The sequence below is a fragment of the Pseudomonas cichorii genome (genome assembly GCF_015471405.1).
Lineage (GTDB): Bacteria > Pseudomonadota > Gammaproteobacteria > Pseudomonadales > Pseudomonadaceae > Aquipseudomonas > Aquipseudomonas serbiensis.
The window spans coordinates 21,385-41,832 of record NZ_BLVZ01000006.1; the positions used below are offsets into that span (position 1 = coordinate 21,385).

General features: G+C 60.1%; 18 protein-coding genes. 9 read left to right on the forward strand and 9 right to left on the reverse strand.

Annotated features, from left to right (window positions below; translation table 11 throughout):
* Positions 1–46 precede the first annotated feature (46 nt).
* The 7 genes from JL015_RS10180 to JL015_RS10210 all read left to right on the forward strand — a co-directional run bounded on the left by JL015_RS10180 (position 47) and on the right by JL015_RS10210 (position 7,740).
* Positions 47–1,072: an ion channel gene (locus tag JL015_RS10180; protein WP_201018388.1), complete on the forward strand. Its 1,026-nt coding sequence runs from the start codon at positions 47–49 to the stop codon at positions 1,070–1,072.
* A complete protein-coding gene (locus tag JL015_RS10185) occupies positions 1,069–1,722 on the forward strand; it encodes a YjfK family protein (protein ID WP_201018389.1) in 654 nt (217 codons plus the stop codon). Before JL015_RS10180 ends, JL015_RS10185 begins: the two co-directional genes overlap by 4 nt.
* Before the next feature lie 13 nt (positions 1,723–1,735).
* On the forward strand, positions 1,736–2,161 hold the full coding sequence (locus JL015_RS10190; RefSeq protein ID WP_201004794.1) for a DUF350 domain-containing protein: 426 nt from the start codon (positions 1,736–1,738) through the stop codon (positions 2,159–2,161).
* Between the two features lie 27 nt (positions 2,162–2,188).
* Positions 2,189–2,962: a DUF1190 domain-containing protein gene (locus JL015_RS10195; protein WP_201004793.1), complete on the forward strand. Its 774-nt coding sequence runs from the start codon at positions 2,189–2,191 to the stop codon at positions 2,960–2,962.
* Between the two features lie 12 nt (positions 2,963–2,974).
* The gene (locus JL015_RS10200; RefSeq protein WP_201018390.1) at positions 2,975–4,132 is read left to right on the forward strand and encodes a glutathionylspermidine synthase family protein; all 1,158 of its coding nucleotides are present in this window, start codon (positions 2,975–2,977) and stop codon (positions 4,130–4,132) included.
* A 146-nt stretch (positions 4,133–4,278) separates the two neighbouring features.
* A complete protein-coding gene (locus JL015_RS10205) occupies positions 4,279–5,319 on the forward strand; it encodes a WD40/YVTN/BNR-like repeat-containing protein (protein ID WP_236250197.1) in 1,041 nt (346 codons plus the stop codon).
* Between the two features lie 27 nt (positions 5,320–5,346).
* Entirely contained in the window at positions 5,347–7,740 is a 2,394-nt protein-coding gene (locus JL015_RS10210; RefSeq protein ID WP_201018391.1) for an efflux RND transporter permease subunit, read from the forward strand.
* Positions 7,741–7,812: 72 nt separating this feature from the next.
* Here the strand turns inward: JL015_RS10210 and JL015_RS10215 are convergent, their stop codons facing one another.
* Positions 7,813–8,529, reverse strand: coding sequence for a FadR/GntR family transcriptional regulator (locus tag JL015_RS10215; RefSeq protein WP_201018392.1), 717 nt, complete (start codon positions 8,527–8,529; stop codon positions 7,813–7,815).
* Between the two features lie 99 nt (positions 8,530–8,628).
* Positions 8,629–10,371, reverse strand: coding sequence for an IlvD/Edd family dehydratase (locus JL015_RS10220; protein ID WP_095066838.1), 1,743 nt, complete (start codon positions 10,369–10,371; stop codon positions 8,629–8,631).
* Positions 10,372–10,526: 155 nt separating this feature from the next.
* On the opposite strand from JL015_RS10220, the gene JL015_RS10225 reads away from it, so the two are divergent.
* Together JL015_RS10225 and araD1 are read left to right on the forward strand one after the other, a co-directional pair.
* Positions 10,527–11,843 (forward strand): MFS transporter, encoded by a 1,317-nt coding sequence (locus JL015_RS10225; protein WP_201018393.1) that lies wholly within the window; start codon positions 10,527–10,529, stop codon positions 11,841–11,843.
* A gap of 13 nt (positions 11,844–11,856) precedes the next feature.
* Entirely contained in the window at positions 11,857–12,849 is a 993-nt protein-coding gene (araD1, locus tag JL015_RS10230) for an AraD1 family protein (RefSeq protein ID WP_201018394.1), read from the forward strand.
* On the opposite strand, the gene JL015_RS10235 is transcribed toward araD1, so the two are convergent.
* The 7 genes from JL015_RS10235 to JL015_RS10265 all read right to left on the reverse strand — a co-directional run bounded on the left by JL015_RS10235 (position 12,850) and on the right by JL015_RS10265 (position 20,438).
* The gene (locus tag JL015_RS10235) at positions 12,850–13,626 is read right to left on the reverse strand and encodes a DeoR/GlpR family DNA-binding transcription regulator (RefSeq protein ID WP_201018395.1); all 777 of its coding nucleotides are present in this window, start codon (positions 13,624–13,626) and stop codon (positions 12,850–12,852) included.
* A gap of 36 nt (positions 13,627–13,662) precedes the next feature.
* Positions 13,663–14,349 carry an SDR family NAD(P)-dependent oxidoreductase gene (locus JL015_RS10240; RefSeq protein WP_201018396.1) on the reverse strand — a complete coding sequence of 229 codons (687 nt, stop codon included), beginning with the start codon at positions 14,347–14,349 and terminating at the stop codon, positions 13,663–13,665.
* Between the two features lie 48 nt (positions 14,350–14,397).
* A complete protein-coding gene (locus JL015_RS10245) occupies positions 14,398–15,522 on the reverse strand; it encodes a sialidase family protein (protein WP_201018397.1) in 1,125 nt (374 codons plus the stop codon).
* Positions 15,509–16,924, reverse strand: a complete 1,416-nt coding sequence (locus tag JL015_RS10250) for a sodium:solute symporter family protein (protein ID WP_201018398.1) — start codon at positions 16,922–16,924, stop codon at positions 15,509–15,511. The genes JL015_RS10245 and JL015_RS10250 overlap by 14 nt, the downstream gene beginning before the upstream one ends.
* A gap of 67 nt (positions 16,925–16,991) precedes the next feature.
* A complete protein-coding gene (pdxA, locus tag JL015_RS10255; RefSeq protein WP_201018399.1) occupies positions 16,992–18,014 on the reverse strand; it encodes a 4-hydroxythreonine-4-phosphate dehydrogenase PdxA in 1,023 nt (340 codons plus the stop codon).
* Entirely contained in the window at positions 18,007–19,272 is a 1,266-nt protein-coding gene (locus tag JL015_RS10260; protein WP_201018400.1) for a four-carbon acid sugar kinase family protein, read from the reverse strand. The genes pdxA and JL015_RS10260 overlap by 8 nt, the downstream gene beginning before the upstream one ends.
* Positions 19,269–20,438, reverse strand: a complete 1,170-nt coding sequence (locus JL015_RS10265) for an iron-containing alcohol dehydrogenase (protein ID WP_201018401.1) — start codon at positions 20,436–20,438, stop codon at positions 19,269–19,271. The genes JL015_RS10260 and JL015_RS10265 overlap by 4 nt, the downstream gene beginning before the upstream one ends.
* Positions 20,439–20,448 lie beyond the last annotated feature (10 nt).

The following is a 20,448-nucleotide window of genomic DNA, read 5'->3' on the forward strand; positions in this document are numbered from 1 at the left end:
TGCCGTGGCTGTATGGAAGTGAACGCTGACTCAAGGATTTGAACGGATGACCCTGTTTCTGTTGCTTCGGCGTCACGCATCGGTGTTCTTCGACCGGTTCGGCTGGGCTGGCATCGGTATGTTGCTGGTCGTGCATTACGCCGTTTCATGGTTGCTGTTGACGTTGGCCAATGAGGAGCATCTGCTCCAGGGCGCTGATTTCACCTATTTCTATCTGACCACTGCCACCACTGTCGGTTATGGCGATCTGTCGCCCAAATCCGGCTGGGGCAAGGTCATCACTACCACCTGGATCATGCTGGGCGGTATCGCCTTGCTGACCGCCGTGATCGGCAAGGCTTCGACTTCGGTCGGCGATATCTGGAGACGAAACATGAAGGGACAGGGCGATTGCTCTGCACTCAAGGGCCATACGGTTCTTGTGGGCTGGGATGGCGAGTCCAGCGAACGCATTGTCGAACTGCTCGATCAGGACGCCTCGACCAGTGGCGGCGGGCTGGTGATCTGCGACTCGATCATCGCGGAAAACCCCATGCCGGGCCGGGCATCTTTCATCAAGGGCGACTCGCTGGATTCGCCTGCACTGTTGATCCGGGCAGGCGTCATCGGTGCCCAGCGGATTCTGGTGCATACCCAGTCTGACAGCCTGACCCTGGCCATCGTGCTGACGCTCAAGAGCCTGGGACCCTCTGGCCATGTCGTGGCCCACTTCAATAATTCCGAACGGGCGGCACTGGCCAGAACCTATGCGCCCGAGCTGGAATGCACGTCGAACATGGCCATTGAAATGCTGGTCCGCTCCTCCCAGGACCCAGGCTCCAGCAGTGTTATCAACGAACTGCTGTGCATCGGTCAGGGCGCGACGCAATTCCGGCATGTGCTGCCCGCTGATTTCACTTCCTCTTGCGGCGAGCTGTATGTGCGCCTGCGTCAGGAGTTCAATGCCACGCTGATCGGCTATCGCACGTCTGCCAACGGGCAGTTCGAGATCAATCCTGCCAATGACGTGATCATTCGCGGCGGGGAAATTTTCTACATCGCTTCCAGTCGACTGCAAGAGGATGCGCTATGAGTTGGTTCAAACGTGTCATGGGGTTGGAGGCACCCAAGGCGTCCGGTAACGCCAGCGGGCCGAGCAGCCCGTTTGGTCTGGCTTCAGGGCGCATGCTGTGCCTGGATTCTTCGCTGAAAATGCTGCTCGACGGCCACTCCGAAGTGGTTGTGCCGGGCGATGAAAAGGTCTGGGCCGTGGGCCGTATCGATCTGGGCCAGTCGATGTTCATCCATCGTTTCTATCTGGACAACGAAGATTACTTCCTGCAAGTGGTCAGCAACGGCCGCAATCCTGAAGACGTCCAGGACATCATTCTGTTCGGCTATTACAGTGCCTCGCCTATTGCCAGCAAGGATGAATTGCTGCGTCTGACCGGCCCGTCCTCGAAGATCGGCCTGCCGACCTATGAGCACGACGGCGAAGTGTTCGAGCGCCAGTGGGGAACCGAAACCGGACAGACCGAACTGACGCCCATGGACGAAGATGTGTCCAGCCCTGACGGCGGCTATCGCATCAAGCACCTGAGCATGCTGTACGCCCGCGAAACGGGCTTGATCAACCGGCGGGAATTTCTGCTGTTTTCGGTAGAAGAAGACGAAGAGGGTGTCATCACCCTGACAACGGCGGTTGGTGTAACGCTGCAATCCACTGATATCAACGTTCTATGACAAGGAAATCCTCATGATCGACGCGCTGCGTATGTCGCTCAACGCCACAGCCGTGTTTGGTTTCATCATGTACATCGTGGTGGCGGCGATTCTGTTCGCCCTGTTCCAGTTCATCTACAGCCGCGTCACGCCGCACAAGGAATTTGCCCTGATCCGCGAGAACAATGTCGCGGCAGCCCTTGCGCTGGGCGGCTCGCTGATCGGTTTTGCGCTGCCGGCCAGCAATATCATCACCTACAGCGTCGGCATTCTGGACGTGATCGTCTGGGTGGTGATTGCGGCGGTGGTGCAACTGCTGGCGTTCGGGGTTACCAGTCTGGTACTCAAGGGCCTTTCGGCGCGTATTGCCAGAGGCGAGACGGCGGCGGCGATCTACTCGGCCAGTGTCGCGATCAGCGTCGGTCTGCTCAACGCGGCCTGCATGACCCCTTCGGTCTGACAGCGGCTACGGTCAAGGAGACTCACGATGAGACGCAGTACCACAAAACTTGTGCTCGCCAGTACGCTTCCTCTCGCCATGTCGGCGTGCAGCCAGGCTGAAGACGTACCGGAATTTACCGCGCAGACCAATTTCAGCTCTGTCCAGGCCTGTGTCGATTCCAAGGTGCCTGTGGATGTGTGTTCCGACGCCTACATGCAGGCCTTGTCGGATCACCGCAGCATTGCTCCGGTTTATGATGACAAGGCTTCCTGTGAAACTGACTTCATTCCGGATTATTGCCAGATAACGTCCGAAGGCAAATACATGCCCAAGATGGGCGGGTTCGAGCTGGCATTCTCCGGAAATGTGCCGAAAGACACCCTCGCCAGGGTGCATCAGGAAGTCGCCCAGGCCAACCCCGGTGGCAGCGAAGGTCTGCTCACAGGCTTGCTGATCGGTAACCTGCTCAGCAGCGGTTTTGGCAGTAACCGCTACTATTCGCAGCCCGTGTATCAGGCGCGTGACGACCGTGGCAGTTTCTACATGTCGTCCTTGCCTGCGCAGATCGATCGGGGCAAGACCTTTGGCGGCTCGACTCAGGCCCGCACCAGCCCGGCAAGGACTTACAGCCGCAGTACGCTGGGACGAAGCCTGGAGAGCACTCCAAGATCCACGGTCTCTTCGACCATCTCAAAGTCCTCGGTATCCTCGACTATCTCCCGTGGCGGTTTTGGCAGTGAGGCTACGGCGCGCAGTGGTTGGGGCAGCAAGAGCAGCACTGGCGCCAGCAAGAGCAGCAGTTTCAGTTTTGGCGGTTAAGGGATTGCCCCGATGAAAAAGATCAGCGTCCAGGAACGCCCGGACTGGCGAAGCACCGCAGAGCGTGAGGGGTTCAACTTTCACACTATCGATGGCGAACGCTATTGGGATGAGCGCGGGTATTACCTATTCACCGAGCAGCAGATCACCCGCGATCTTGAAGCGCCGACCCAGGAGCTTCACCAGATGTGCCTGGATGCTGTGTCGCGGATCGTGGACAGCGAAGAACTGCTGGGGCAACTGGCGATTCCCGAAGCGTTCTTCGACCTGATCCGCAGCTCATGGAAGCAAGGTCATCCGCATCTGTACGGGCGTTTCGACTTTGCCTACGACGGCACCGGCCCGGCGAAGATGTATGAAATCAATGCCGATACGCCCACCAGCCTGATGGAAGCCGGCGCATTTCAGTTGCTCTGGCTCGAAGAGCAGATGGAGCGGGGCGTGCTGCCCGCTCATGCCACTCAGTTCAACTCCATTGCGGAGGATGTTGTACGGGCCTTTGCCGAGTTTCCGCGCACCAGCCCGTTCTACTTTTCGTCGATGTCCGGCTCGGTCGAGGATCGGGGCACCACGGATTTTCTGCGCCGCATGGCGGCCCATGTCGGTATCGATGCGCGGCATATCGATATCGAAGATATCGGGCTCACGGCCGATGGTCGTTTTGTGGACATGGAAGGGCGCTGGATCGAGCGGCTGTTCAAGCTGCATGCCTGGGAGCATATCTTCCACGAGCCGTTCGGCCAGCATGTGGCGGCCAGCGGTACCCAGTTCGTCGAGCCTGCCTGGAAATCGATCCTGAGCAACAAGGGCATATTGCCTTTGCTCTGGCAGTTCAACGAAGGCCATCCGAATCTGCTGCCTGCCCATATCGACCGCAATCCCGAAAAGCCTGTCCCTAAAGGCTGGGTGCGCAAACCGTATTTTTCCCGCGAGGGGGCCAATATCGAGATGCGCACGCCGGGCGATCAGGTCATTGCCGTCGATGGGCCGTACACCGATGCGCCCTATATCCTGCAAGCCTATTCGCCACTGCCGAAATTCGACGAGAGCTACACCCTGATCGGCTCCTGGGTGATCGGCGACCTGGCATCGGGAATCGGCATTCGCGAAGACGAGAGCCTGATCACCAAGGACAGCAGCCGGTTCTTGCCTCATGTCGTGATTGATTGATGCCCCACCGGCTCTTAACAAAACATAACGACTTGCCGATTGTCACGGATTTGAAAAGCCGACTAGGATGTGACTGCTTCCAAAAGGGTAAGGCTAGAGCGTTCTGGCCCACAGAAAACACCTGATAACAATAACGGGAGAAGTCCATGAGTGAGCCCTTCATCCGGCGCACCCGATCATCCGCGGGCATGTCCCTGGCGCTTTGCATTGCGCTTCTGGCATCGGCGACTGTTTCACAAGCCGCTTCCGATCCTGCAAAACCCTCCGCAGACGCTGTCTATTCCATCGAGTCCGCCAAGGCCGCACGCGGTCTCTTGCTGGATGTGGCCCACGCCGGGGCGCGGCTGGTGGTGGTTGGCGATCACGGCCATATTCTCTATTCCGACGATCAGGGCAAGAGCTGGGTCCAGGCCAAAGTGCCGACCCGCCAATTGCTGACGGCGGTGTACTTCGTCGATGAACAGCACGGCTGGGCTGTCGGCCATGATGCTCAGGTGCTTGCCAGCAGCGATGGTGGCAAGACCTGGAGCAAGCAGTTCGAGGACCTCAAGCGTGAGGCACCTCTGCTGGATGTCTGGTTCAAGGACCTGGACCACGGTTTTGCAGTGGGGGCCTATGGCGCATTGTTGACCACCACCGATGGCGGCAAGCACTGGGAAGATGTCAGCGATCGGCTCGATAACGAAGACCAGTTCCACCTCAACGGTATTGCTCAGGTCAAGGATGCGGGCCTGTTCATCGTCGGCGAGGCGGGCAGCATGTTCCGCTCCGGTGATGACGGCCAGAGCTGGGAAAAACTCGAAGGGCCTTATCAAGGCTCGCTGTTCGGTGTGATCGGCACCGCTCAGCCCTCGACGCTATTGGCCTATGGCCTGCGCGGCAATCTGTTTCGCTCCACCGATTTTGGCGACACCTGGGAAACCATCTCCTTGAATGCAGCTCGTGGGCCGCTGGAGTTTGGCCTGGCCAATGCTTCTCTGCTGGCCGACGGTTCGCTGGTTCTGGTGGGCAATGGCGGCAGTGTCATGCGCAGTACCGATGATGGCCAGACGTTTCAGATCTTCAATCGCCCCGACCGTATTTCACTGGCGGGGGTGACCAGCAATGACCGAGGCAATCTGATTCTGGTAGGGCAGGGAGGCGTGCGCGTCGCCTCGCCTACGGGTGCCGAGACGACCCAACAATAAGAACCTTCAGGGCGGGGACATTCAGGCATGACCAACCTTCATCACGAACAGCAGCACAAAGGCGACAAGGCGACGTTCCTTGAACGCCTGATCTTCAACAATCGCCCGACGGTGATCCTGCTGTGTCTGCTGACCAGCATCTTTCTGTTCTGGCAGGCTCTCCAGGTCAGACCCTCCACCAGTTTCGAGAAGATGATCCCGCTGGATCATCCTTTCATCCAGAACATGATGGCGCACCGCAATGACCTGGCAAACCTGGGCAATACCGTGCGCATTTCCGTCGAAGCACTGGATGGCGACATCTTCTCCAAGGGCTACATGGAAACCCTGCGCGAGATCAACGACGAGGTGTTCTACATCTCCGGTGTGGACCGCTCGGGCCTCAAGTCGCTGTGGAGCCCCAGCGTTCGTTGGACCGAAGTGACCGAAGAGGGCTTTGCCGGTGGCGAAGTCATCCCCCAGAGCTATGACGGCTCGGACAAGAGCCTCGATCAGTTGCGCAACAACGTGCTCAAGTCCGGGCAGGTAGGGCGGCTGGTGGCCAACGACTTCAAGTCCAGCATTATCGATGTGCCGTTGATGGAGTCCTACCCGGACCCGGCGGATCAGGGCAAGTTGCTCGCTCTGGATTACCAGCAGTTCTCCCATCAGCTCGAAGAAAAGATCCGCGACAAATATCAGGCGCAGAACCCGAACATCAAGATTCACATCGTCGGCTTCGCCAAGAAGGTCGGTGACCTGATCGACGGCCTGTTCATGGTGGTGATGTTCTTCGGCGTCGCCTTTGTCATTACCCTGGTCTTGCTGATCTGGTTCACCCGCTGCATCCGCAGCACCATCGCGGTATTGAGCACCACGCTGATTGCCGTGATCTGGCAGCTCGGCTTGATGCATGTGGTGGGCTTTGGTATCGATCCGTATTCGATGCTGGTGCCGTTCCTGATCTTCGCCATCGGCATTTCCCATGGCGTGCAGAAGATCAACGGTATCGCGCTGCAATCCAGCGATGCAGAGAATGCCCTGACCGCTGCGCGCCGGACTTTCCGCCAGTTGTTCCTGCCGGGGATGATTGCGATTCTGGCCGATGCGGTGGGCTTCATTACCCTGCTGATCATCGATATCGGAGTGATCCGCGAACTGGCCATCGGCGCTTCCATCGGTGTGGCGGTGATCGTGTTCACCAACCTGATTCTGTTGCCGGTGGCGATTTCCTATGTCGGCATCAGCAAGAGAGCGGTGGTGCGCAGCAAACAGGATGCGGTGTCCGAGCATCCGTTCTGGCGTCTGCTGTCGAACTTCGCCAGCCCTAAAGTGGCACCGGTTTCTGTGGTTCTGGCGCTGCTGGCCTTTGGTGGTGGCCTCTGGTACAGCCAGAACCTGAAGATCGGCGACCTCGATCAGGGTGCTCCCGAATTGCGTCCCGACTCGCGCTACAACCAGGACAACAATTTCATCATCAGCCACTACTCCACCAGTTCGGACGTGCTGGTGGTGATGGTCAAGACTCCGCGTGAGGGCTGCTCGGCTTATCCGACCATGTCGGCCATCAACGAGCTGGCCTGGAAGATGGAGAATACGCAGGGCGTGCAGTCGGCCATTTCGCTGGTGACCGTTTCCAAGCAGGTCATCAAGGGCATGAACGAGGGCAACCTGAAATGGGAATCCCTGTCGCGCAACAAGGATGTGCTCAACAGCTCCATCGCCCGCGCCGACGGCCTGTATAACAACGATTGCTCCCTGGCACCGCTGCTGGTGTTCCTCAACGATCACAAGGCCGAAACCCTGGACCGCGCCGTGCATGCGGTGCAGGACTTTGCCAAGGAGAACAACACGCCGGACCTGCAATTCCTGCTGGCAGCCGGTAATGCCGGGATCGAGGCGGCGACCAACGAAGTGATCAAGCAGTCCGAGCTGATCATCCTGATCCTGGTTTATATCTGTGTTGCGGCCATGTGCATGATCACCTTCCGTTCCTGGGCGGCGACACTGTGTATCGTCCTGCCACTGGTACTGACCTCGGTGCTGGGTAATGCGCTGATGGCGTTCATGGGGATCGGCGTGAAGGTCGCGACCTTGCCGGTGGTGGCGCTGGGTGTGGGGATCGGTGTCGATTACGGCATTTACATCTACAGCCGCCTGGAGAGTTTCCTGCGTGCAGGCTTGCCATTGCAGGAAGCCTATTACGAAACCCTCAAGTCCACAGGCAAGGCCGTGCTGTTCACAGGCCTGTGCCTGGCGATTGGGGTCTGCACCTGGATCTTCTCGGCGATCAAGTTCCAGGCGGACATGGGCCTGATGCTGACCTTCATGCTGCTGTGGAACATGTTCGGCGCACTATGGCTGCTGCCAGCGCTGGCACGGTTCCTGATCAAGCCGGAGAAAATGGCCGGGAAGGTGGGGAATTCGCTGTTTTCCCATTGATTGACTGTCGTGGCCAAGGCTCTTGTGGGAGGGGCCTTGGCCGCGACAGGGCATTGAATACAACGATTGAATCTATTCGCGAACCCCCAACACCACACTCAATGCATTCCTCGCATCATCCAGTTGCACCAGCGTTGCATGCCGGGCGCCGAGGGCGTCGCGGTTCTGGATGGCGGTGAGAATCGCCTTGTGCCGCGGCAGCGCCAGTTCATGCAGGTTGGGCCGCTGGTTGGAATGCTTGAGCGCTTCACGCAACGCCAGTGACAGCATGTTGCATAGATGGGCCAGCAGGTCGTTGTGGGTTGCGTCGGCGATACGGCTGTGGAAGTCCAGGTCCGGCTGCAGCAAGGCTTCAGGCGTCGGGGCATCTTCCATGCGCTGGTAGGCTTCGCCGATGGAAGCAATTTCCTCATCGGTGGCATGTTGCGCAGCCAAAGCTGCCACTGCGGGTTCGATCACTGCCCGTACGTTGGTCAGCAGATTGAAGAACTCGTTCTGCGGTGAACTCTGCATGACCCAATGCAACACATCCGGGTCGAGCAGGTGCCATTCGCGACGTGCCTTGACCACCGTCCCGACCCGCGGGCGTGAATACACCAGCCCTTTGGCGACCAATACCCGTGTGGCTTCACGCAACACCGGACGGCTGACGGCGTACTCCTCGCAGAGCAGGGCTTCGGCAGGCAGCTTGTCATCAGGTTTGAAACGGCCGGAAACGATCTGCATGCCCAGTTCCTGGACAATACGCGAGTGCATGCTTTTACGGTCGGAGGGCTTTCGGTAATCCATGGGAGCGCAAATCGATCCTGGCAGTGATGCCGCGCATCATAACATTGCACAACATCGAGGGCGGGAGCCGTACCTATGGCTTCCCGCCATTATCGTCACTTAATGTGAGTGACGGGGCACTTCGGCACCTCGGCAACCGACCAGAAAATCAAAATCGCAACCCTGATCGGCCTGCATTACCCGGTCGACATAGAGTTGGCGATAGCCGCCAGCCAGCAGTTGCTGAGGTGCCTGCCAGTCGGCCAGTCGTGCTTGCAGTTCTGCATCCGGAATATCCAGATGCAGTCGCCCGTTGGCACAGTCGAGTTCGATCCAGTCGCCTTCCTGCACCACCGCCAACGGTCCGCCTGCTGCCGCTTCCGGTGCCACATGCAACACCACCGTGCCGTAGGCAGTGCCGCTCATGCGTGCATCGGAAATCCGCACCATGTCTGTCACGCCCTGGGCCAGCAGTTTGGCTGGCAAGCCCATGTTGCCCACTTCTGCCATGCCCGGATAACCCTTGGGGCCGCAGTTCTTGAGGACCATCACCGAGCTGGCATCAATGTCCAGATCCAGATCGTTGATGCGCGACTTGTACATCTCGAAATTCTCGAACACCACGGCCCGGCCACGATGCTGCATCAGCGCAGGCGTGGCCGCCGAAGGCTTGAGCACCGCACCCAGCGGCGCGAGGTTGCCGCGCAGGACGCAGATGCCGCCATCGGCGCGAATAGGGTTATCCAGTGCGCGGATGACTTGGTCTTCGCCATAGATCGGCGCATTGCGGGTGTTTTCGCCGATGCTCTTGCCATTGACGGTCAATGCATCGGGGTTGGGCAGCAGGCTGGCTTCGTTCATGCGCCGCAATACGGCGGGCAGGCCGCCCGAATAGTAGAACTCTTCCATCAGAAAGCGCCCGGACGGCTGAAGGTCGACGATGGTCGGCATGCCGCGACCGATGCGGGTCCAGTCATCGAGTTCCAGGTCCACACCGATGCGACCGGCGATGGCTTTGAGGTGGATGACGGCGTTGGTCGAGCCGCCAATGGCGGCATTGACCCGGATCGCGTTCTCGAACGCCGCTTTAGTGAGGATCTTCGACAGGCGCAGGTCTTCGCGAACCATGTCCACGGCGCGCATGCCGGACATATGCGCCAGCACGTAACGGCGTGAGTCCACGGCCGGAATGGCGGCGTTGTGGGGCAGGGAAGTGCCCAGCGCTTCGGCCATGCAAGCCATGGTCGAGGCCGTGCCCATGGTGTTGCAGGTGCCTGCCGAACGGGACATGCCGGCTTCGGCGGAGAGGAATTCGTCCAGACCGATCTGCCCGGCCTTATAGGATTCATGCATCTGCCAGACGATGGTCCCGGCACCGATGTCCTTGCCCTGATGTTTGCCGTTGAGCATCGGCCCGCCGGTGACGACGATGGCCGGCACGTCGCAACTGGCAGCACCCATCAGCAGGGCCGGGGTGGTCTTGTCGCAGCCGGTCAGCAGCACGACGCCATCGATGGGGTTGCCGCGAATCGCTTCTTCGACATCCATGCTGGCCAGGTTGCGGGTAAACATCGCGGTGGGGCGCAGGTTGGATTCGCCGTTGGAGAACACCGGGAATTCCACCGGCCAGCCACCGGCTTCGATCACGCCGCGTTTGACGTGCTCGGCAATCGTGCGGAAGTGGGCGTTGCAGGGCGTCAGTTCCGACCAGGTGTTGCAGATACCGATGATGGGTTTGCCCTGAAACTGGTGATCGGCAATGCCCTGGTTCTTCATCCAGCTGCGGTACATGAAGCCGTTCTTGTCGGCGGTGCCAAACCATTGGGCAGAACGCAGGGTCGGTTTTTTATCGGAATCAGACATGCTTGGCTCTCTTATTGTAAGACTTAATTGCGTTGCTTTCGGCTAAGGTAAGCCTAAATATCCATCATTGGAAGAGTTGCAAGTCTAAATAGTAATACTATATAGTTGGTCGGTAATCGAGGTTCCATAACAAAAACAAAATGGAGACCGCCTTCATGAGCCAGGAACTCAGGCTTATACGTCGCATCACCCTGAAGTTGATTCCCTTCCTGATCCTGCTGTACCTGATTGCCTACGTGGACCGCTCGGCCGTGGGCTTCGCCAAGCTGCACATGGGGGCGGACATCGGCATCGGCGATGCGGCCTACGGATTGGGGGCCGGGCTGTTTTTCATCGGCTACTTTCTGTTCGAGATCCCCAGCAATCTGATGCTGGAGCGTTTCGGTGCGCGCCGCTGGTTCGCCCGGATCATGATCACCTGGGGCGCGATCACCATCGGCATGGCATTCGTGCAGGGGCCTTACAGTTTCTATGTGATGCGCTTTTTGCTGGGCGCGGCGGAAGCGGGCTTCTTTCCCGGGGTGCTCTACTACATCACTCAATGGTTCCCGGTGCGCCATCGCGGCAAGATCCTCGGGTTCTTCATCCTCTCGCAACCCATCGCCATGATGGTCACCGGACCTGTGTCCGGCGGCTTGCTGGGCATGGACGGCATTCTCGGGCTGCATGGCTGGCAGTGGCTGTTCATCGTCATTGGTACGCCAGCGATCCTGTTGACCTGGCCGGTGCTGCGCTGGCTGCCGGATGGTCCGCAACAGGTTTCATGGATGAATCAGGCCGAGAAAGACTGGCTGAACGGTGAGTTGAAAAACGATCTGGACACCTATGGCCAGACTCGACATGGCAACCCGCTGCATGCTCTCAAGGACAAGCGGGTGTTGCTGCTGGCGCTGTTCTATCTGCCGGTGACCCTGAGCATCTATGGCCTTGGTCTGTGGTTGCCGACCCTGATCAAGCAGTTCGGCGGCAGTGACCTGACCACCGGTTTCGTTTCCTCGGTGCCTTACATCTTCGGAATCATCGGCCTGCTGATCGTGCCGCGCAGTTCCGACCGCCTCAACGACCGCTACGGACACCTGGCCGTGCTTTATGTGCTGGGTGCCATCGGCCTGTTCAGCAGTGCCTGGCTGACCTTGCCGGCAGCGCAACTGGCAGCGTTGTGTCTGGTGGCGTTCTCGCTGTTTTCCTGCACGGCCGTGTTCTGGACCTTGCCGGGCCGGTTCTTTGCCGGTGCCAGTGCGGCGGCCGGTATCGCGCTGATCAACTCGGTGGGCAATCTGGGCGGTTACATCGGCCCGTTCGTGATCGGCGCACTGAAGGAAATCACCGGCAATCTGGCGTCGGGCCTGTACTTCCTGTCTGGAGTCATGGTGTTCGGGCTGGTGCTGACCGGCATTGTCTATCGCGTACTGGAGCGCAGGCACGTGCTGCCTGAGTCCGAATTCTCGGCAAGCGCTTCAACCCATCGTTGAAAGGAGAGGTTTCATGCGGCTTATACAGTTCGAGTTGAGTCATGGGCAGCGTCGGGTCGGCCTGGTGGACGGTGACCGGGTACGTGAAGTGCTGGGTGCCGACAGCGTTCGCGAGCTGGCCTTGAAGGCTATCGAAGCGGGTTCCAGCCTGGCGCGGCAGGTGGATCAGCAAGGGCTTGGCACTGACCATGATTATGCGCAGTTGCTGCGCGAGGTTCGGGTCTTGCCGCCGCTGGATCATCCAGACCCTGCGCACCTGCTGGTCAGCGGCACTGGCCTGACCCATCTGGGCAGCGCCTCGGCGCGGGACAAGATGCATCAGCAGGCCGGTGATGAAACATCGATGACCGACACCATGCGCATCTTCAAATGGGGTGTCGAAGGTGGCAAGCCGCAGGCCGGTCAGGCGGGTGTGCAGCCGGAATGGTTCTACAAGGGAGATGGCAGCATTGTGGTGCGTCCGGGAGCCGCCTTTACGCTGCCGCCGTTTGCCGAAGATGGTGGCGAGGAGCCGGAGTTGAGCGGCCTGTATGTGATAGGCCACGACCGCAAGCCCTATCGGCTGGGCTTTGCCATTGGCAACGAATTTTCCGACCATGTGATGGAGCGTCGCAATTATCTGTATCTGGCTCACTCCAAGCTGCGGGCCTGCTCATTCGGCCCTGAATTGCGGGTGGGTGATCTGCCTCAACATCTGGCGGGCACCAGCCGTATCTTGCGCAACGGAGAGGTGGTCTGGGAGAAGGAATTCCTCAGTGGCGAGGCCAATATGTGCCACAGCCTGGAAAACCTCGAATATCACCACTTCAAGTACAGCCAGTTCTTGCGTCCGGGAGATGTGCATATCCACTTCTTCGGCACCGCGACCCTGTCCTTTGCCGACGGTATTCGCTCTCAGCGAGGGGATCGTTTCGAGATCAGTCAGCCGGAGTTCGGGCAGCCGCTGGTCAACTGGCTGGCGGCAAGCGAGCCAGTCTTCGAGCCCGGTGGTATCGGTAAGCTCTGATCAGGCTTTTTGCGGGTACGCAATTTCCACCTGAATCGACTTGCGGGCCTTGAACGGTGCCAGCAGGGATTCATCGTCCACCGGGTTGGTAATCAGCGTCCAGGGCTGGCGCAGCGGTGTCCAGTGCTGCTGGCGGGCGCGGCCCAGCTTGGTGGAGTCGGCCAGCACGAAGATCTGTGCGGCGCGGGCCAGCATGTTTTCCTTGAGATAGGCCTGCTCGGCGCTGGCTTCGCACAACCCCAGATCCGCCACCACACCATCGGCGCTGACAAAGAGCTTGTCGGCGCTCAGGTGTTCCAGCGCGGCCTGTGCGGCCACGCCATAAGTCGACATGCTGGACGGGCGCAACGTGCCGCCCAGCACCGTGACCCGGCCTTCGGGAATCAGCGCCAGATCGCTCAATGCCGTCAGGTTATTGGTGATGACATGCAGGCCGCGTCGCTGATTGAGCACATGAGCCAGCGCGCTGGTGCTGGTGCCGCCTTCCAGGAACAGCGTGTCGTGATCGTTGATGTGCGCCAGCGCCGCCAGGGCGATGTCCATCTTCTCCTGGCTGTGCTGGCGGCTGCGTTCTTCAATCGTGGTTTCCGGTTCACGCTGGCCAATGTGCGCAGCACCGCCGTAGGTGCGGATGATCAGGCCGTCTTCGGCCAGTGCTGTCAGGTCGCGCCGCACGGTGGCTTCCGAAACGCCGAGTTGGGCACACAGCTCATCGACGTTGGATTTTCCGGAGAGAACCAGTTCGAGTATCGATTGGCGACGATTGGCGACTTTCATTCAAGCTCTTCTAACGCAGGAAAACGAGGTGCAACCTTACAACGACGCACCGCCGCATACCACCAGGCTTTGACCGGTGATGGCGCCTGCGTCCGGGCCGAGCAGAAAGGCGGTCAGCCCGGCAATCTCGTGGGGCTGCACAAAACGCCCCAGCGGCGGCTTGTTGGGTGGCGTTGCGCTGCGAGCCGGGTCCAGCAGCATCGGGGTTTCGGTAGCACCGGGGGCAATGAGATTGACGGTGATTCCCCTTGGGGCCAGCTCAATGGCCCATGAGCGGACCATGCCTTGCAGCGCAGCCTTGGTCGCGGCGTACTGGCTGCGCCCGGCGGCGCCCTGCATGGTGCGGCTGCCGATCATTACCAGACGGGCACCGGGTTTGAGTCGCGGGTAAAGCGCATTGACCATATGGCTGGCGGCGGCCACATGCAGATGCCACATGGCCTGGCCGTCGGTATCGTTGAGTTGCCCAAGCGGTGCGGTGCGCATGAAGCCTGCGGCATGCACCAGTGCATCGATCTGCGGAGTTTGTTGCAGCGCCCGGTCCAGGGCGTTGAAGTCATTGAGGTCGCATTCGATCCAGGTGAAGTTCGGGTGTTGCAGGTCTGGCGCACGACGGCTCAGGCCGGTGACGTGCAAACCCTGCTCAAGCAGGCGCACGACGATGGCCTGACCGATGCCGGAGCTGGCACCGGTCACAAGTACGGATTCTATCGGGTCGGGCATATTCAGGGCTTCCGAAGGTGCGCCGGCTCGCAGGCCGGCGCAGGACTTTCAGCGAATCGCATTGAGCGGCAGATGCACGTGCTTGATCTTCTGCCGGAAGTAAGTGAACGCGACATGCAGGCTACCATCGGCGGCCTGGATGATGCTGGGGTAGGAGAACTCGCGATTGAGTTTTTCCTGCGAGTTGTTGGTCAGGCAGAAGCCGTCACCCAGTTCGATATCCAGACGAGTCGGCCAGCTATGACCGCCATCGCGGGAGACGGCCAGGCTCATCGGCGCACGCGGAATGCCCCAGATGGCTGCCTTGCCATCGCTGCGGGCACCTGGCGTTACCCGATCGTCGCCTTCGTCCTCGATCTCGTCGTACAGCGAAGCGCGGCGCTGGCTGTGACCTTCGGCACTGACCGGGTTGTAGACCAGCGCCAGCTCATCGGTGGCCAGCCTGACGAACTGGATCGACGAGTTATTGTTAGGCAGTTCGGTCGGGACCGGCGCGCTCCAGGTGCGGCCACGGTCGTTCGAGCGGCTGCTGTAGATGAAGTCCGCCCAGCGGCTGCGAAACAGCCCGAGCAAAGTGCCGTCCGGTAACTGGTGGACGTTCATGTGTACGCTGCCGGTGCTGTCCGGGACGTCATGGCGTGACCAACTGACGCCTTTGTCGCTGGAGATCATCACGGCGCTGACGTCATGATTGCCGACCCACTTTTCACCCGGCCCCGTGATGCAGTACCAGACCGGCAGGACCCAGTCGCCGTTGTCCAGCACGGCTGGCGGCTGGCGCACGAAAGTGCCGGCTTCGTCGAACAGGGTTTCGATGGCACCCCAGGTCTTGCCCTGGTCCAGCGACAGGCGACGGCGGATGATCGCCGTCTCCTGATTGCCGGAAACCTGTGCGGTCCAGATCAGCCAGAGTGGCCCGTTGGGCGCCTGGAACAGGATCGGGTTCTGCTCGGAGCGGGTCGAGTCCTCGGACAGCTTTTGCGGTTCGCTCCATACACCGGTTTGCGGGTCGCGGCGCGACAGCAGGACGAAGATGTCGGCCATGCCTTCCTGAGTGCCGGCAAACCAGGTACAGAGCAGCGTACCGTCGGCCAGTTCATGCAGGTTGGCGGCATGGTTCTGGGCGTAGGGCGTTGGCAGGAAGGCGTCCTGGCGAATGTCATTGGTTGGCATTGGGAACCTCGGCGTCTTGGCGTTTGGCCTGGGCGGATTTGGGCAGCAGGTGTTCGATGGCAATCACGATGGCCGGTGTCACCAGAGCGATGTACATGTTGTCGATGCCATATGGGTTGTTCAACAGATACCAGGCGCTGGTGGTGATGGCCGAAGCGATCAGGCCCAGCGTGGCACCACGGCCCGAGCCGAAGAACGGCAGGTAGATGGCGACCATGGCAACCACGGCAATCGACAGGCGCAGGGCGCGGGTGAAGAACGACAGGTTAAGGATTTCCGGTACGAAGAACACGAAGAACAGGGGCACGAAGCCGATCACCAGAGCGATCAGGCGTGTGGTCTTGAATTCCTGATCCACCGAAGGTTTACGCCACGGCACGTAGAAGTCGCGCACCACCAGCGAAGCGATGGCCAGGGCCACGGTGCTGACGCTGACGAAGATCGAGGCCACCAGGGAGATGGTCACGACACCCGCCATGACCGGGCTCATGGATTGCAGGAATACCGGCAGGGCGTAGAGGCTGCTCATGTCCGGGTGCAGGTATTTGGAAGCGACCCCGATAAAGCCCAGCGCCAGCGCAATCGGGATGCACAGCAGCGATGCATAGAAGGTCGAACGACGGGCCGCATCCGGGCTCTGGGTAGAGGAAATCGCCTGAATGATGAACTGGGTGGAGAAGATCGCACCAACGGTGCCGATGATCCACGCCATGATTTTCGAGCCGCCGATGGTGCCGTCCCAGGTGAAGTAGTGCTCCGGCATGTTCTGGATCACTGGCGTGAAACCACCGGTCATTTGCAAGGCTACGCCCAGTACGATCAACACCCCGATATATTTCACTGCGGTGTGCAGGATGCTCATGTAGGCCACACTCTTCAGGCCGCCGAACACGTAGTAGAGGGTACTGATGATTGCGGTGATGAAAGCCGCAGTAGTGAGGTTGATCTTGAGTACTGTGGCGATGGCGGCGGCACCGCTGACATAGTTGCCGACGTTCACCAGTAGCAGCGCGTAGATCATGATGATCGACACCGCGAGCTTGGTGGACGTGCCGTATTTCTTGGCGATGAAGCCGGAGATGGTGAACTCCCCGGAGCTGTAAAGCTTGCGGGCCATCAACAGTCCGAACAGCGGGAAGCCGATGGCGGCGGCAATTACCGACCATGAAGCAGCGAAGCCGCTTTCAAAGGCTGCCTGTGCGGTGCCGACCGTGGATTTGGCGCCGATGAATTCGGACATCATCAGAATGCCGACGATGATGGCAGGCATGGTCCTGGCAGCGACCATGTATTGCTCGCTGGTCTTGCTGCGCATGCGCATGCTCATCCAGGTGGTGATTGCGATGTAGACGATCACCATGCCGACGATGATCGAGGTGTCTTGTGCGTTGAAGGTATCCATCGGTATCGCTCCATTATTGTTTTTTTGGCGCGTTATGGGTGCCGCACGTCTTTGCCGGTTTTTGCGCTCAGACGGCGATGGAATTGCGGGTGTCGCGTTTACGGGTAGCCAGTTCCACTGCCTGGCGCAGGGCTTCGATCAGGCTGCGTTCGTCGGCAATGCCTTTACCGGCGATGTCGAAAGCGGTGCCGTGATCCACCGAGGTCCTGATCACAGGCAGGCCGATGGTGACGTTGACTCCGGCTTCCAGGCCCATGACCTTGACCGGGCCATGGCCCTGATCGTGATACATGGCGACCACGGCATCGAAGTCACCGCGACCGGCGCGGAAGAACAGCGTGTCGGCCGGCAGCGGGCCTTCGACACGCCAGCCGCGTGCGCGCAGTTCGTCGATGGCGGGCTGGATCTTGGTGGCTTCTTCGCCGTAACCGAACAGGCCGTTTTCACCGGCATGGGGGTTGATACCGCACACCGCGATCAGCGGGTTTTCGATACCGGCCCGCACCAGGGTTTCCCGGGCGCGCTCAATGGTGCGCTTGACCAGACCCGGTTCGATCCGGGCGATGGCGTCGATGATGCCGATGTGGGTGGTGACGTGGATGACTCTCAGAATCGGGGTCATCAGCATCATCGACACTTCTTCCACGCCCAGCAGGTGCGCGAGCATTTCTGTGTGGCCGGGGAATATATGCCCGCCTGCATGCAGCGCTTCCTTGTTCAGCGGTGCAGTGCAGATCGCATCCAGTTCACCGGCTTCGGTGAGTTGTACGGTGCGTTCGATATAGCGAAAGGCGGCATCACCGGCGATGGGCGACAACTTGCCGTAAGGCAGGTCGTCGGGGATCAGGCCCAGATCGATGCAGTCCACCACTCCCTGGACAAAGCGGGCCTGCGCCGGGCTGGCGATACTGTTGACGCGCAGATTGCTGCCGACGATGCGGCTGGCGTCTTCAAGGCGCCTGGCGTCGCCGATCACCAGCGGACGGCAGGTTTCGTACACCGAGGCGTGGGTCAGGGTTTTCATGATGATTTCAGGTCCCACCCCGGCGGCGTCGCCCATGGTGATACCAATGACAGGACGTTCAGACATAGGGAGCTTCCTCTTTGAAAGGTGTGCCGGTCGGAGCCGGTTCGTGCAGCTGTCGCCAGGCCGCGAGAAAGGTGTCGGGTTCGCCAAAGCCGCCAGCCTTGGTCACCACGTTGAGGGTGCGAGTGCCGAGTCGGGCCCGGGACAGCACGACGCCGGTGGCCAGTTCGCCCAGAAGCTGCATCTGCTCGATACCGGCCTCGACCAGAATCGCCCGTGAGGTTTCGCCACCGGTGGCGATCAGCGAACCGGCATGGGGCAAGGCCGGTGCCAGCCATTTGGCCAGTGCGTTGCTCAAGGCTGCAGCGTGTGTCGGGTTGCGTTGTTGCTGATCCAGCCGTACCAGCACGTCATGTCCGGCGCTCAACTGGTCTTTCAAATGTTGGTGCAGTGCATCGCGTTCGGCCTGGGCGTTGCTGTCGAGCAAGGTGCCCGGAGCAATTGTCAGGCTGTATTGCGGGCTGGATTGCGCCAGCGTATCGGCCTGTAACTGGGAGTGCCGGGACATGCTGCCGACCACGGTCAACACGGGAGAGCAGGGCGAAACCTTGATGGGGCTGGCCGCTGGCAGACCCAATGCCTCAGGCAGATGCCGGGCAAGGCCTGCCGAACCGACCCAGAACAGTTCTTGATGCCACGCAGCCGAGGCTTCAGCCAGCTTTTGCAGGTCGCTGTCCAGCTCGGCATCGCAGACCAGAGCCTGCACGCCGTTTTCCAGCGCTGTGCGCAGAGCCTGTTTCAGCGTGTCACTGTTGCGTATTTCGTCCAGGCCCAGCCATTGCGTACGCAAGCCTTGCTTGAGCAGAAGTTCCAGCAGGTTGCTGGTGCCTTGCAGGTTTTCATTGCGCCACACATCGCTTTGATCCACCGGCACACCGTCGATCAATTGCACGCCCTGGCTGGTGGTGCGTTTCATGTCCGGGAAGGCTGGCGCCACCAGTGCCATGCCGCGCACCGATTGCAGCGCGTCGATTTCGCTGGCGACATTGCCGCGCAGGGTCGAGTCGATTTTCTTGTACAGCGCCATCGCCGTCGCATGCTGTTGGCGCAGTACAGCATGGTGCTGTTCGGCGGCCTGCTGAGGGGCAAGGCGACGGGAGTCCACGTCGATTGCAACGACACCCGTGCCAGCCACGTGTGCGCCGCCATGGTTCAGCACCACGCGGGTATCGATACGGGCTGCAAAGTCCGCTGCACAGTCGGCGGCTCCCGACAGATCGTCGGCGAGTATCAGCAGGCCGGGAAAGTCGGCGCGAATCATGGCAGCAGGCACCGGTACAACTGCTGAATGTCTTCCAGGCTCAAAGGCTTGGGATTGTTGGTCATCAGGCGGGTGACTTTGGAGGCCGCTACTGCCATGTCCGGCAGATGCTCTTCGGCCACGCCGAAATCACGCAGGTTCTGGGGAATGTTCAGCACCAGAGTCCATTGGCGGATCTGCTCGATCAGCTTGTGGGCTGCGGCTTCGTTGCTGTCGTCATGGCTGGCCAGACCGCATGTCAGCGCGGCGCGCTTGAGGCGTTCGGCGCAACTGTCCAGGTTGAAGGCCATGACATGGGGCAGCAGCATGGCGTTGGCCACGCCATGGGTGACGTGGAACTTGCCGCCCAGTGGATAAGCCAGTGCATGCACCGCTGCGGTTCCGGCTGCGGTCAGGGCCAGGCCGCCATACATCGAGCCCAGCAGCATATCGCCGCGTGCCCGTATCGATTCCGGTTGCTGATAGGACTCGACAATGCTGCCCGCAATCAGTCGCATGGACTCCAGCGCAAAGGCATCGCTGATGGGGTTGGCCTTGGTGGAAATGAAGGATTCCAGCGAGTGGGTAAAGGCATCCATCCCGGTGGCAGCGGTGATCGGGCGTGGCAGGCTCAGGGTCAAGAGCGGGTCGAGCACCACCAGCGTCGGCAGCAGATGGCGGCTCACTACGCCGATCTTCAATTCTTCATCGGGCAAGGTAACGATGGCATTGGGCGTGACTTCCGAGCCTGTGCCCGACGTGGTCGGCACCAGCACCATGGGTTTGCCGGGGTGCGTGACCTTGTCGATGCCCAGCAGGTCCTTGAGCGGTGTGTCGTTGGTCAGCATCACGGCGAACAGCTTGGCCGCATCCAGCACGCTGCCACCACCAATGGCGATCAGTGCGTCGGGGGCGTGTGGTGCAACGTCTTCCCGAAATACGCGCTCGATGTTTTCCAGAGTCGGTTCGATCTCGACGTTATCGAGCATATGCACGGCGATGTTGCGGGCCTTGAGTTGCTCGGTGACGCGCTGAGTCACGCCCAGGTTGTGCATGGCATTCTGGGTGACCAGCACCACGGTTTTGACCGGGACGTCGAGCAGCGGCAGCTTTTCAGTGAGCAGATCGAGGCTACCGGGGCCGTGAACCACATGCTTCACGGTCTGGAAGTGATAAGTGGCGGACATGGGATTACCT